Genomic DNA, 12790 nt, shown 5'->3' with positions numbered 1-12790 from the left:
TGTCGTTCTCAGCTCAGGTGGTGCACGGACGAGCACAGTGTGTCCAACAGATCCGCGTCGTGGCTGATCACGAGCACACCGAGTCCGCCGTCGACGGCCTGGCGTTCGACCGATCTGGCGATCGACGCCGTCGTCGCCGCGTCGAGCATCGACGTCATCTCGTCGCAGATCAGATAGCGCGGCCGTTGCGCCAACGCCCGTGCGACACAGGCGCGCTGCAATTGCCCGTCGCTGACCTGGTGTGGGCGACGGGACAGCAGGTCGGCGGTCAGACCCACCTGCTCTGCCAGATCGGCGACATCGACCGAGCGCCCGGCGATGACCCCGGGTTGCTCGATGATCGAGCGCAGTGTCATCCGTGGATCGGTCGCCTGCCGTGGAGACTGGAACAGCAGCGCGATCTGTGCGCGTGACGTCGCAGGTACCGAATACCCGACGCCTCGCACGGTGGTCCCGTCGAGCAGCACCGATCCGGTTCGGGGTTTCTGCAGCAACGCAAGCACTCTCGCGAGGGTTGTCTTTCCGCTACCGGACGGGCCGGTCAGCCCCGTGATCGTTCCCGGTTCGACCGAAACGCTGACCTGCGTCAACACATCGGGGCCACCCGGGTAGCCGGCGCTCACGGCCACCGCGTCCAAGCTCATCGGTGCACTCTCGTTCGGTACGACCGCGCGCCCACAGTCACCATTTCCGTGGGTCCACCGGAGTGTGGAGACAATGGCCGGCGGAGGTGATAGACGCAGTCGTCGGGAAGGTCCGTCAACTCGGGCGGCGATCCCGGGAGCGGAGTCATCCCGCGAGAGGGCAGCGCGTCCAGTAGGTCCCGGGTGTAGTCGTGCAGGGGATTCTCGAGCACCGACGCGGCAGGTCCCGTTTCCATGAGACGCGAGGCGTACATGACGGCGATGCGATCGGCGACCTCCGTCCTGATCAACGACGACAGGTCGTGGGTGATCAGCAGTACCGCTGCGCCGTCGTCCGCGCATGCCCGCAGAAGCCCGAGCACGTGGTCGACGGCCGCGCGATCGAGGTTGGAGGTGGGCTCGTCGGCGACGATCACCGTGGGGTCCGCGGCCAGCGCTCCGGCCAGAGCGACCCGCTGAGCCATTCCACCCGAGAGCTGATGTGGATGGAGATCGAGGTGTGCCGGGGCAAGCCCCACCCGCTCGGCGAGCAGATCGGACGTCGACGGCCCTCCGTGCGCGGCTATCGTCTCGTCCAGTTGCGATCGGACGGTTCGGGTCGGCGTGAGATGTGTTGCCGCAGACTGCGGAACGAGCGCGACGTCCCTGCCCCGAAACCCTGCTGCACTCGTCACGTCGAATTCTCGCTCTGCGGTGGTGACCACGACCGATCCGCTCACGGTCGCCCCGACCGGCAACATCGCCATCACCGTCGCCGCGAGAATCGACTTGCCGCAGCCCGACTCGCCGACCAGAGCGGTCACGGTTCCGGCCGGAACCTCGAGGTCGACATCGGAGGCGGCATGCACCCACCGTCGACCGATCGGAATGCGAACGGTCAGGTTTCGGACGGACAGACCCCGGGTCACAGGCGAAGCTCCGACGGACGCACAAGCGTCACCCGCGCCCGCAGTGCCGAACCCAGTACGGCCACGGACAGCGTGGCGACCAGCAGTATCGCGGCGGGGAACACCAAGGTCCACCAACTCCCCAGCAGCAGAGAACTGCGGGCTTCCTCGAGCAGGGTACCCAGGCTCGGCTCGTGCGGAGGCAGCCCGAACCCCAGGAAGGACAGCGTCGATTCGTGCCACACCGCGTGTGGGAGCAACAGCACGACGGCGATCATGGCCTGGGGTAGAACGGCAGGAACGAAGTGTCGAGTTGCCACGTGAAAACAACTGGCCCCGGCCAGAATTGCCGCATCGACGAACTCTCGCTCGCGCAACCGAAGGATCTCCGAGCGCACGATGCGAGCCACCTGGGTCCAGTGTGTCAATGCGATCGACGCCACGATGGCGACGACGCTACCGCGGAACATCGCCACGATCACGATGCCGAGCAACAGGTGGGGCAGCGCGTTGACGGCGTCGGTGCTGCGCATGACGATGCGATCGACCCGCCCACCCCACACCCCAGCGGCCAGGCCGACGACGCAGCCGAGGATCGTCGCCAGTGCCGCGCAGGCCACCGCGATGAGCAACGAGGTGCCGACGGCCGATGCGCTGCGCACGAACAGATCTCGGCCGGCCGAGTCGGTGCCGAACGGATGCTGCGCCGAGGGCCCCAGCCTCGCCGACGAGAAGTCGACGACGCGATCGTCCACCCCCGCGAGCATGGGGACCGCTACCGCGTACACGGTCAGAGCGGCGAGGGCCACGCCCGCGATCGCCGTTCGCCTATCCATCCGCAGGCACCCTCGGATCGAGTCGCACGACCAGTACGTCGGCGAGCAGAGAGCCGAGCATGACCGCGACAGTGGTTCCGAGAGTCAGCACGGCCAGCAACGGCATGTCGAGATCGCGTGCCGACTGCACGACAGCTCCTGCGACGCCAGGCCACCCGAATATCTCTTCCACCAGTACTGCCCCGACGACCAACTCGGGCAGTCGAACTCCGACGACGTTGACGAAGGGGGCCAATGCGGCGGGCACGATGTGGCGGCGAGTGATCTGGGCGGTGGGAATGCCGCGAGCCACCGCACCTGCCACGAAGTCCTCGCCACGCGCGGACGCGATGGACTCGCGAACCGACAACAGCAGCCACGGAACCTGAGACAGAGCCAGAACCGACGCGGGCAGCAGCAGATGGCGGAGTACTCCACCGAGGGTGGGATCGCTGCCGCCGTCGGAAAGTCCGGCCACGGGCAACCATCCGAGACCGAGCGCGAACACCGCGATCGCGGCGAGCGAGAGCACGAACGGCGGCACTCCCTGAACGGTGACGCACGCGGCGGCGACGAAGCGGTCCAACCGGCCGCCGGCACGAATGCCGGAAGCGATGCCGACCGTGAACGCAATCGCAATCGCGGCCGACAGCGCGACTCCCGCCAACAACATCGTCCACGGAATACGCTCGGCCAGAACCTGACTCACCGGCTGTCCGTAGGAACGCGACTGACCCAGATCTCCTGTCACGACGCCCTGCAACCACTGCCAGTAGGCGACGAACCACGGCCGATCGAGGCCGAGGGCAACCGTCATCGACGCCTTGTCTGCCTCCGTCGTCGTCGTGTATCGGCTTCCGAGGTACCCGACGAGCGGGTCGAACGGGGACGCCGCCGCGGCGGCGAAGAGCCCCAGCGAGACGACACCGCACACCGGAACCAGCAGCATCAGTCGACGGCGCACCATCGCTCCGATGCCGCGCGAAGTCGTGGCGTGCCGTCGATCGACGGTCACGACGCGCGAGTCCACGTCTGCAACGACCACCACGGACCCCACGTGACGCCGTGAGAGTGCGGCTCGAGTACCGGGCCGGACATCGTCCAGTCCGAATCCTTCGATACGTACGTGTGATCGAGAAAGACCAGGAAGACGTATCCCGGATCGGCCACGTAGGCGCGCTGCATCTCCCGGTAAGCCTCCGCGCGTACCGCAGGGTCGAGGCTGCGCCTGCCGGTGTCGAGGGCGGCGTCGACCGTCGGGTTCGAGTAGTCGGCCGCGTTGTCGTAGACACTTCCGACGCCCGGCGCGACGAACGACGAGTCGAGTGTGCGGTATACCTGCGTATCGGCATCGAACGGCTCTTCTCCGCCACCGAGCATCGTGGAGTCCACGCCGATCCTGGGGTCTATCCGGTCCCACGACAGTGCTTCGAGGGTGACCTCGACCCCCACCGCGACCGCGTCGGACGCGAAGGCCTGCGCCAGATCTCGACGCACGGTATCGGTCGAGTTGTACATCACGGTGATCTCTGCGCGCTGTCCGTCACGCGTGCGAATGCCATCGGGACCGGGAATCCAGCCGCCGTCGGACAGGATCTGGCGGGCCGCGGCCGGGTCGTACTCGAACACCGCAGTCGGTTCGTAGGAGTCGCCGAACACCGGCGGAACGGGTGTGGCCGCCGGTCGGCCGTATCCGCCGAGCACCCCGTCCGTCATCGCCTGTCGATTCACGGCGAGATTGAGGGCGAGCCGCATGTCCCGGTTTCCGGTGACCGGTGAATTCGTCGGCAACGACACACCCCGCCAGTCCGCGGAGACATTGGCCGACAACGACATTCCCTCGCGTCCGTCCAGGCTCTGCGCGAGAAGCGGCGGTAGGTTCGTCCCGTCGATTTCGCCCGACGCCATCCGCTGGGCTCTGGTGTTGTCGTCCGGGACGTACAGCAGGGTGAGCTTCTTCACCTCGGGCGCACCGCCCCAGTAGTTGTCGTTGGCCTCGAATTCGGCTCGATCCGGCGACAGATCCACCAGAACGTAGGGGCCGGTTCCCACAGGTGCGCGGTTGAGTGGGGATTCGGCAGCGAGCCCGGGTTCCGCAACGGCTTCCGACGGGACGATTCCGATGAGCAGCTTCGTCGGAAACGGCGCGTACGAATAGGCGAGTCGAAATTCGACGGTCGAATCGTCGATCGCGACGACCTCGTCGATCATGTCGAAGGACGATCTCGCCTCGGACGCCGATGCCGGATCCAGAATCGCCTCGTAGGTGGCGACGACGTCGGCTGCATCGAACGCGGACCCGTCGGAGAAGACCACTCCCTGGCGAAGCGTCGCCGTCCACACCGTCGCGTCGTCGTTCGCCGTGGGAACCTCGACTGCGAGTCCGGGTTCGAGCGGTGGCAGACCGTCGCCGCCGCCGATGCGCACCAGCCCGTCGTACATCTTCGCCTCGCCCGCGGCACCGTACCCGGCGACCGGGTTGAAACCACCGAGTTCGTAACCGTCGGCCAACACCAGCGCGTCGGCCGATGCCGCTCCCGATTGCGACGGTGCAGTGCACGCGCTGACCGACAGCACGCACGCGATCGCGACGACGGTCACCGAGCCGAATCGTGTCATCTACCTACCTTCGTCGAACGCCGAGTCGCGCGCGACGATGCTTCCACACCCGTGTAACCGATCGGTTTCGGCGACTTACGATGATGGGAGTCGACGAGGAGCAAGACACACATGGCCACACAGCGCGATGCGCTACCGCTCGATTCCGTCGCTGCGCAGTCGGCCTCGGACGCAGGCGGACTCGACGTCGCTCTGCTGGGCAGCTTCCTCGAAGTCCTCGCCGACGCCGTCGATGCCGGCGTCCCACTGAGCCGCCCGCAGCTGCACGAGTTCCGAGCGCAGGGTGATGCTGCTGCCCGCGCGGGCGTCGCACTGCGGGCATTGCTCGATCTATACCTGAGCTCGGCGTGGCGACTGTGGCGCGAACTACCCGCTGTCGTCGCCGCCGCGGAGGACCCGGCCGGGGTCGTCACGGCAGGCGAGGTGATGCTGCGCGCGGTCGACGACGCGGTGGCCGAACTGGCCGAGGGATTCCAGCTCGCCCGGCGCACTCTCGTGCGAGCCGAGGTGCTCGCCCGCCGTGAATTCGTCGACGATCTGCTCTCGGGCACCTCCGATGTCGCCGGGGTGCTCGGGCGGGCGCAGACGTTCGGCCTCGATCTGTCGAGTCCTCATGTGGTGGCCGTGGTGACGTCGACCAAGCCCTTCACCGACGCCAGCTCTGCCATCACCCTCGTCGAGCGCAGTGTGCAGGGCAGCAAGGGCGACGCCGAGTTGCTCGTGGCCACCAAGCAGGACAGGTTGATCCTGGTGTTCCCGGCACCCGACCTCGTCGCCGTCGACCACGTCCTCGACCGGGTGGGACGGTCCCTCGGTACGTCCACTTCGACGTCGAGCGAATCGGTCGATCTCCGTCGCAAAGGGGAATACGGCCGGACGCAGATCGGGGTCGGCCGCCCACGCAGCGGGGCGGTCGGTGTCGCGGCGTCGTACCGGGAAGCCCTCGACGCACTCGATCTCGCCGCCTCCCTCGGATTCGATGCATCGGTGGTCGATGCTCGTGATCTGCTCGTCTACCGCGTCCTGATCAGCGATCGTGCGGCGATCGCCGATCTGGTCGACACGTTGCTGACACCGCTGCTGAGCGCGCGAGGCGGCGCGGGTCCACTGCTGGAGACGCTGCAGGTGTACTTCGACACCGGTGCGAACACTGCATCCACCGCACGCCGCATGCATCTGTCGGTGCGGGCGGTGACCTACAGGTTGTCGCGAATAAAGGATTTGACCGGGCAGAATGTGGGCAACCCCGTCGAGGCATTCGCGCTGCACACGGCGGTGCTCGGAGCGAAGTTGCTCGACTGGCCCGAAGTCGGCTCGTCGTCATGACTCAGCGGGGCCGCTGAACTTGCCGTAACCCGGCAACGAAATCGGTCGAAACGTGTCCGCAAAACGACCATGCCTGCAGGAAAGCGAACAGTCACACTGGAGTAGTCGCGGAAAGAGGCAGTAATTTCCGCCCAGGCCCGAACGTACGGCCGGAAATACGGCAAGCCGAAGACAGACGAGAACGAAAAGGAGCGTGTGAAGATGGCGTCGTTGACACAGAAGTTGACATCGTTCGCTCGCAGCCCACAGGGCAAGAAAATGATCGACCAAGCACGTCGGTACGCAACCAAGCCCGAGAATCAGGCGAAGTTGAAGCAACTCGGCAGCAAATTCACGAATAGAGGTGGCCGTTCATGAACGTCGTCCCCTGGTGGGCATGGGCGGCATTCGGTGCCGTCGTCCTGATCCTGTTGGCCATCGACCTGTTGGCACACCGCGGTGCCCACATCATCGGTTTCAAGGAAGCCGCATGGTGGAGCGCACTGTGGGTCGGCGTGGCCATCATCTTCGGCATCGTGGTGTTCTTCACCTTGGGCACCACGGCCGGCGTCGAATACACGACGGCCTGGTTGTTGGAGAAGAGTCTGTCCGTCGACAATCTCTTCGTTTTCGCGCTGATCTTCGGCTACTTCAAGGTTCCCCGTGAGTACCAGCACCGCGTGCTGTTCTTCGGTGTGATCGGTGCCCTCGTCTTCCGCGCGATCTTCCTGGCCGCCGGTGTGGCCATCGTCAGCAAGTTCGCTGCCGTTCTGTTCGTTTTCGCGGCCATCCTGCTCTACAGCGCATACAAGCTGATGAAGGACGAGGACGACTCGTACGACCCGAGTACCTCGATCGCAGTTCGTTTGCTTCGCAAGATCATTCCTGTCCGCGACGAATACGAAGGCACCAAGTTCTTCGTCAAGGAAGCAGGCAAGCGAGTGGCCACGCCACTTCTCGCCGTCGTGGTGGCCATCGAGGCCGCCGACCTGGTGTTCGCAGTGGACAGTGTTCCCGCCGTCCTGGCGGTGACCGACGACCCGTTCATCGTGTACTCCTCGAACGCGTTCGCCATCCTCGGCCTACGCGCCCTGTACTTCCTGCTCGCAGGGTTGCTCGAGAAGTTCCACTACCTGTCCAAGGGACTGGCGATCATCCTCGCCTTCATCGGCGTCAAGCTGATCCTGCAGGCCGGACACAAGGTGATCAGCACCTCGATCCCCGAGATTCCCTCGCTGGTCAGCCTGGTGGTCATCGTCGTGGTACTGGCAGGCTCGATCATTCTGAGCCTGAAGAATCCCCCGAAGGAGGACGACGCAGACGCCATCGACAAGGTCGCTGCCGACAGCCCGATCGTCGATCCGACGGACGGAACCTCCTCGGCCGGCACCTCGCCGACCGGCACGTCGAGCACGGATTCACCGCGACTCGACAAGCCCTGACTCTTCACCACACATGCCCCGCCGATTCGATTCGGCGGGGCATGTTTGTGTTCCAGGGGGATGGGGCAATCACTGCACATGGCTGAAAAGAACTCGTACACCGTTCCCGGACTCACCTCGGAAGTGGGCGCGCGCGTCGCCGCGATCCTTCAGGATCGACTGAACGCCTACAACGATCTCCACCTGACCCTCAAGCACATTCACTGGAATGTCGTCGGTCCCAACTTCATCTCGGTACACGAGATGCTCGACCCGCAGGTCGAAGCAGTTCGCGGATTCGCGGACGACGTCGCCGAGCGCATCGCGACCCTCGGTTCCTCGGCCAAGGGCACCCCGGGCACCATCGTCTCCGAGCGCAGCTGGGACGACTACTCGATCGGTCGCGCAACGGCCATCGAGCACCTCGGTGCACTCGACCTGGTCTACACCGGAGTCATCGAGACCACTCGCAAGAACATCGAAGAGGTCGGCGAGATCGACCCGGTGACCGAGGACATGCTCATCGGCCAGAGCGCGCAGCTCGAACTCTTCCACTGGTTCGTGCGGGCACACCTGGAGAACTCCGGTGGTCAGCTCTCCACCGCCAACGCGACCAGCGAGGTCGACGCGGCGAATCAAGCAGGTTAAACACTCACGCCTCACGCACCGACCCCGCCGTCAACCGGCGGGGTCGGTGCTTTTTTCGTGGACCGGCGTCAGTTGGACGGTCTCGCCTCGTGCCCGCTGCGGCCGTGGGTTCGACGCTTCTCCTTCATCTCGGCCTCGAACACGTGGCGACGTCCGTCGAGCAATTCGTCTCGGACGGCCCGCTCGTGTTCGCGCAACGGGCCCCAATATCCGTCGTCGAACTCTTCGACGAGCTGGAACGTCCAACGACCCGGTGCGATGTTTCTGCCGATCATGTCCGTGTCGATTCGCTGCGCGATCGCGTCGTGATCTGCCTCGGCGAGTGCCTCGACGGCCTCCCCCAACAGCAGGTCCGAATGCCCCATCAGTTGGTGGAACGAGTACAGGTGTCCCCGAGCCCGCTCCACACACTCGAGCGCCTCGGACATCTTCCCCACTGCGGCCACGGTCGCATCGTCCACTCCGCTCGGGCGCCGGTGTTCGGGTGAGGGCATATCGGGGGCGGAATGCATATCGGTATCTGGGTCCATGGGCCTCGATTACCCGAATCGGGCCGGCAGAACCCGCAGGTGCAGTGCATGGTTACCGACGTCGATCACGGGTATAGCTACTCGTGAACGGATAGACAATCGATTTCGAGGAGTTCACCATGGCTGATTTCATCGACAAGGCAAAGCACAAGGCAGAAGAGCTCGTGGGCGAAGCCAAGGAAAAGATCGGCCACAAGACCGACAACGACGATCTTGCTGCCGAAGGCGCAAAGGATCAGGCGTCGGGCAAGACCAAGCAGGTCGGCGACGACGTCTCGGACGCCGCAGGCAACATCAAGGACAAGTTCAAGAACTGATCGTCTCGATCGGTCGCAACGAGACCCCGCACCCAGGCCCCGGCCGTCGAGGGTGCGGGGTTTCGTGGTTCCCGGTCCCTCGTCAGATCGGCGGATTCGGCAGCGGCATGGGACGTCCGAACATCCAGCCCTGACCGAGGGTTGCTCCCAGAGACCTGGCGCGACGCAGATGCCTGCGGGTTTCGATTCCTTCGGCCAGCAGAACGGCGTCGCTCGAACCGACATAGGCCCGCACCTGCCGTATCGCGGCGCGTGCGCGGTACGGGGACCGGACGATCGACGCGTCGAGTTTGACGATGTCCGGCGCGACCGAGGCCAACAGTGCCAACGTTGCAGGCGTGGAACCGACGTCGTCCATGGCCACCGAGATGCCGCGAGCGCGGGCTCCTCGGACCAGAGCCATCAGCAACGGCACGTTGCGGTCGAGGTCTCGCTCGGTGATCTCGAGGACGACGTCGAGGTCGTCACCGATCGCGTCGAGGTGGATCTCGACGTCGCGTACGTCGGCGAAACAGCCCGGCTCGATGTTGAGAAAGAATCGCACCCGACGCGAGTAGGCGCATTCACGCGCCGCCCGCAGCGCGGCGGCGCGACACGCTACGTCTACGCGACCCACCAGTCCGCGCTCTCTCGCCAGCGCGAACACGTCCTCGGGCACGGCCAGGCTCGGAGACGGCCACCTGGCCAGAGCCTCGTATCCGACAACTGTCCCGGTGGCCAGTTCGACGACGGGCTGAAACAGAGCGGCCACGGACTCCACCGAATCGAGCGCCGCCGACGCTGCGAGCACCGCGCCGTCCGGCGCGGTCACAGTGATCGCTCGTCCACCGGAACGCGACGGGCCTCGAGGCGGTCGGCGATCAGAGCAGCGTGCAGTCTTCGCAGTCCGGACGGCTTCATCGGATCGAGTCCGGTGAGCTGCTCCACCCTTTTGAGACGGTAGTCGACGGTGTTGGGATGCACCGTCAGCCAGGTGGCCGTCTTCTTTCGGTTGGAGTCCGAATCGACGAATGCTTGCAGTGTCGGCAACAGGTCGACCGAATCGCGCAGCGGATCGATCAGTGTCACAAGGTGTTTGCGCCCCAGGCCCGGCCTGCTCACCTGGTACTCGAACACGAGATCCGAAATCCGGTACGTCCCCGGTGCGTATCGGAGCCGACGCACGAGACTCAGCAGTTCGTACAGGTGGGGCGCGGTAGCGGCGATGTCATCGATCGCGGCCGACCCGGTTGTCGCGGTCACCGCCACCTGACCCGCGTCGGCCAGGCGATCGACCAATTCGCCGACGTTCACGCCTGGAACATCGGGCAGCAGGACGGTTCCGCCGGTGGGACTGATCGACGCGATGGGCACGCAGTCCGCGTCGAATGTGGCCAGCGCGGTGTGGATTCTTCGCAGTTTTCGAGCCGCCATCATCGCCGCGTCGATCCGACGGCCACCCTCGTCGGCATGGGCCGGAAAGTGCAGGGCGACCACGTGATAATCCTCGGCGAGCAGCGTTCCCATCCGATCGGCGATCTTGCGAGCCGTGCCGTCACCGGTCAACAGCGCGTCCAGCAGTTCCACGTCGTGACGGGGACCGTTCTGAGCCAGCGTGCGAAATTCCGTCAGGTAGGCATCGGACACGGCCGCGGTGACGACGTCCAACAGTTCCATGACCAGGACGGTTCCGTCGGCGAGTCGATCGTCGGCACCCCCGTCGCCCGGGCGCGGTGCCTGTCGCACAGCCAGTGCGCAGCCCTCGTTGACGGCATGTTGGATACGGCCGAGCGGTACGCCGTCTCGGGCCCACCGGGTCGCTGCGTCGCGAAAGACGTCCATCGCACCGGCTATCGGTAGCCGCCCGGATTCGAGTACTCCGGTCGCCAGTTCGCAGCAGGTCGTCGTCATGTCGTCGAGTTCGCCGCGGGCGCACTCGCGCGGCGGTGGTGTGTCCTCGGGCTCGCCGAAGTACTGATCCAGCATGCGTGCGGCAGTCTCCCTCGGCGTCCGCAGACGGTCGGATGCCCGTCGCCCACTGACGTATTCACCCTGCGACACGTGCACGCTTTCCGTTGCCGTCACCGAAGACCCCACCCCTCGCACTCGAAACCTACTTCAGGTTCGTTTCCCCGCTACGAACAGTAGAACAACAATCAAACCTGGGGATTGTTTTTCCGAATATATCCGGCAGTCGGTTCGGATTCGGGTCGTCGGAGCTCAGTTGTGACGATCTCTCACATACGACTCGGCGGTTGCGGGCAGATTCCAAACGCCTGACAGGAGAACGCGAATCACCGAAATCCGCGCTTACTGTTCCGCCTTGTCCAACAATCCTCGTCGAAAGTCAGGCTCCATGACCACTTCTCGGTCCACCTCCCGCACGACGCGGAAGGCAACGACGGTGCGCGCCGCGATGATCGCCGCAATGGCGTGCTCACTCACCCTCGGTACCGGTGTCGCAGCACAGGCACAGCCCGCCACCGCACCTGCTCCGCCCGCCACTGTGCAGGGCGACTCGGTTGTTCCGCCCGGCCCGACCGAGGCCTCCCCCAAGGCCGCCGACCAGGGCATCGCCCAGCCGAACATCGAATCCGCCGCTCCCGCGACCATCACCTACGACCCACGGACCGAGACCACGGGTTACGGACCGGAGCAGACGAACTTCCTGGCCGGATTCCTGTACAGCATCGTCAACCCCAATGTCGCACCTCAGGGTGCCAACGACTGGAACTGCAAGCCGTCGGCAGCGCATCCGCGTCCGGTCGTGCTGCTGCACGGCACGTGGGAGAACGCCTACAACAACTTCGCGCGGATGTCGCCTGCGCTGAAGAAGGAGGGCTACTGCATCTTCGCGCTCAACTACGGCGACAAGGACTCGAGCATCGTCGGCAATCTCGAGTCGCTGCGCGGCACGGCATCCGTCGCGTCGAGCGCGAAAGAGATCGCGACCTACATCGACGCCGTGCGCGCCGCCACCGGGTCCGCTCAGGTCGACATCGTCGGCCATTCCCAGGGGGGACTCGTGACCCGCCAGTACCTGCGCTTCGAGGGTGGTGCCAACCCGGCCGACCCGACGAAGAACAAGGTCAACACCGTCGTCAGCGTCGCCGGGTCGAACCACGGCACCACACTCGTCGGTATCGGCACTCTGGGTCGCACTATCAACAACCTGGGCCTGAACGTACTCGGCGTCGTCGGGGCCATCGCCGGACCCGCCGCCTCGGACCAGGTCATCGACTCGGATCTGGTCAAGGGATTGGCAGTGGGCGGTGACACCGACCCCGGCATCAAGTACACCGTGATCGGCACCAAGTACGACGAGGTCGTCACCCCGTACAAGACGACGTTCCTCACCGCCGGTCCCGGTGCCACCGTCAACAACGTCACCCTGCAGAACGGTTGCGAGATCGATCTGTCGGACCACCTGTCGATCTCGGTCTCGCCTCGCGCGATCGGCATCGTGAAGAACGCACTGGATCCGAAGGGCTTCCCCACGAGGTCCATCCCGTGCGCATTCAACTCACCCATCACCGGCGGCTAGTCACCGGCGAGCAAACCTCGGTGAGGGCGATCGGCTGCGGAGGCCGATCGCCCTCACTGTTGCGCGGGCACCCATCCGAGC

The 12790-nt window shown here is 65.4% G+C and carries 13 protein-coding genes; 5 read left to right on the top strand and 8 right to left on the bottom strand.

Features of this window, described 5'->3' with window-relative positions:
• Window positions 1-8 precede the first annotated feature (8 nt).
• The 5 genes from CH283_RS04905 to CH283_RS04885 are packed head-to-tail and all read right to left on the bottom strand — an operon-like array spanning window position 9 to window position 4965.
• A complete protein-coding gene (locus tag CH283_RS04905) occupies window positions 9-644 on the bottom strand; it encodes an ABC transporter ATP-binding protein (RefSeq protein ID WP_068050368.1) in 636 nt (211 codons plus the stop codon).
• On the bottom strand, window positions 641-1552 hold the full coding sequence (locus CH283_RS04900; protein WP_094639055.1) for an ABC transporter ATP-binding protein: 912 nt from the start codon (window positions 1550-1552) through the stop codon (window positions 641-643). Before CH283_RS04900 ends, CH283_RS04905 begins: the two co-directional genes overlap by 4 nt.
• On the bottom strand, window positions 1549-2367 hold the full coding sequence (locus tag CH283_RS04895) for an ABC transporter permease (protein WP_094639054.1): 819 nt from the start codon (window positions 2365-2367) through the stop codon (window positions 1549-1551). Before CH283_RS04895 ends, CH283_RS04900 begins: the two co-directional genes overlap by 4 nt.
• Window positions 2360-3313, bottom strand: a complete 954-nt coding sequence (locus tag CH283_RS04890; protein WP_176460360.1) for an ABC transporter permease — start codon at window positions 3311-3313, stop codon at window positions 2360-2362. Before CH283_RS04890 ends, CH283_RS04895 begins: the two co-directional genes overlap by 8 nt.
• 44 nt (window positions 3314-3357) lie before the next feature.
• Window positions 3358-4965, bottom strand: a complete 1608-nt coding sequence (locus CH283_RS04885; RefSeq protein ID WP_094639052.1) for an ABC transporter substrate-binding protein — start codon at window positions 4963-4965, stop codon at window positions 3358-3360.
• 111 nt (window positions 4966-5076) lie between these two features.
• On the opposite strand from CH283_RS04885, the gene CH283_RS04880 reads away from it, so the two are divergent.
• From CH283_RS04880 to CH283_RS04870, 3 genes are all read left to right on the top strand, one after another.
• Window positions 5077-6291, top strand: a complete 1215-nt coding sequence (locus tag CH283_RS04880; protein ID WP_094639051.1) for a PucR family transcriptional regulator — start codon at window positions 5077-5079, stop codon at window positions 6289-6291.
• 353 nt (window positions 6292-6644) lie between these two features.
• On the top strand, window positions 6645-7712 hold the full coding sequence (locus CH283_RS04875; protein WP_094639050.1) for a TerC family protein: 1068 nt from the start codon (window positions 6645-6647) through the stop codon (window positions 7710-7712).
• Window positions 7713-7790: 78 nt separating this feature from the next.
• Entirely contained in the window at window positions 7791-8339 is a 549-nt protein-coding gene (locus CH283_RS04870) for a Dps family protein (protein WP_068050372.1), read from the top strand.
• 68 nt (window positions 8340-8407) lie between these two features.
• Here CH283_RS04870 and CH283_RS04865 read toward each other — a convergent pair whose 3' ends face one another.
• Window positions 8408-8851, bottom strand: coding sequence for a hypothetical protein (locus CH283_RS04865; protein ID WP_094639049.1), 444 nt, complete (start codon window positions 8849-8851; stop codon window positions 8408-8410).
• 137 nt (window positions 8852-8988) lie between these two features.
• Between CH283_RS04865 and CH283_RS04860 the strand changes: the two genes are divergently transcribed.
• Window positions 8989-9186 carry a CsbD family protein gene (locus tag CH283_RS04860; protein WP_068050352.1) on the top strand — a complete coding sequence of 66 codons (198 nt, stop codon included), beginning with the start codon at window positions 8989-8991 and terminating at the stop codon, window positions 9184-9186.
• A gap of 82 nt (window positions 9187-9268) precedes the next feature.
• Here the strand turns inward: CH283_RS04860 and CH283_RS04855 are convergent, their stop codons facing one another.
• Both CH283_RS04855 and CH283_RS04850 read right to left on the bottom strand, forming a co-directional pair.
• Window positions 9269-9997, bottom strand: a complete 729-nt coding sequence (locus tag CH283_RS04855; protein ID WP_094639048.1) for an EAL domain-containing protein — start codon at window positions 9995-9997, stop codon at window positions 9269-9271.
• Window positions 9994-11250: a PucR family transcriptional regulator gene (locus tag CH283_RS04850; RefSeq protein WP_141215280.1), complete on the bottom strand. Its 1257-nt coding sequence runs from the start codon at window positions 11248-11250 to the stop codon at window positions 9994-9996. The genes CH283_RS04855 and CH283_RS04850 overlap by 4 nt, the downstream gene beginning before the upstream one ends.
• 271 nt (window positions 11251-11521) lie before the next feature.
• Here CH283_RS04850 and CH283_RS04845 point away from each other — a divergent pair, with 271 nt between their 5' ends.
• Entirely contained in the window at window positions 11522-12709 is a 1188-nt protein-coding gene (locus CH283_RS04845) for an esterase/lipase family protein (protein WP_094639046.1), read from the top strand.
• The last annotated feature ends 81 nt before the right edge of the window (window positions 12710-12790 follow it).

The organism is Rhodococcus sp. 05-2254-2, assembly GCF_002259095.1.
In the GTDB taxonomy this organism is placed as follows: domain Bacteria; phylum Actinomycetota; class Actinomycetes; order Mycobacteriales; family Mycobacteriaceae; genus Rhodococcoides.
This window is presented reverse-complemented; position numbering and strand designations above follow the sequence as displayed.

Bases quoted from the DNA above. Each gene is read 5' to 3' on its own strand.
- CH283_RS04905 (WP_068050368.1), bottom strand. From the start codon at position 644: ATGAGCTTGGACGCGGTGGCCGTGAGCGCCGGCTACCCGGGTGGCCCC.
- CH283_RS04895 (WP_094639054.1), bottom strand. From the start codon at position 2,367: ATGGATAGGCGAACGGCGATCGCGGGCGTGGCCCTCGCCGCTCTGACC.
- CH283_RS04890 (WP_176460360.1), bottom strand. From the start codon at position 3,313: ATGGTGCGCCGTCGACTGATGCTGCTGGTTCCGGTGTGCGGTGTCGTC.
- CH283_RS04885 (WP_094639052.1), bottom strand. From the start codon at position 4,965: ATGACACGATTCGGCTCGGTGACCGTCGTCGCGATCGCGTGCGTGCTG.
- CH283_RS04880 (WP_094639051.1), top strand. From the start codon at position 5,077: ATGGCCACACAGCGCGATGCGCTACCGCTCGATTCCGTCGCTGCGCAG.
- CH283_RS04875 (WP_094639050.1), top strand. From the start codon at position 6,645: ATGAACGTCGTCCCCTGGTGGGCATGGGCGGCATTCGGTGCCGTCGTC.
- CH283_RS04870 (WP_068050372.1), top strand. From the start codon at position 7,791: ATGGCTGAAAAGAACTCGTACACCGTTCCCGGACTCACCTCGGAAGTG.
- CH283_RS04865 (WP_094639049.1), bottom strand. From the start codon at position 8,851: ATGCATTCCGCCCCCGATATGCCCTCACCCGAACACCGGCGCCCGAGC.
- CH283_RS04860 (WP_068050352.1), top strand. From the start codon at position 8,989: ATGGCTGATTTCATCGACAAGGCAAAGCACAAGGCAGAAGAGCTCGTG.
- CH283_RS04845 (WP_094639046.1), top strand. From the start codon at position 11,522: ATGACCACTTCTCGGTCCACCTCCCGCACGACGCGGAAGGCAACGACG.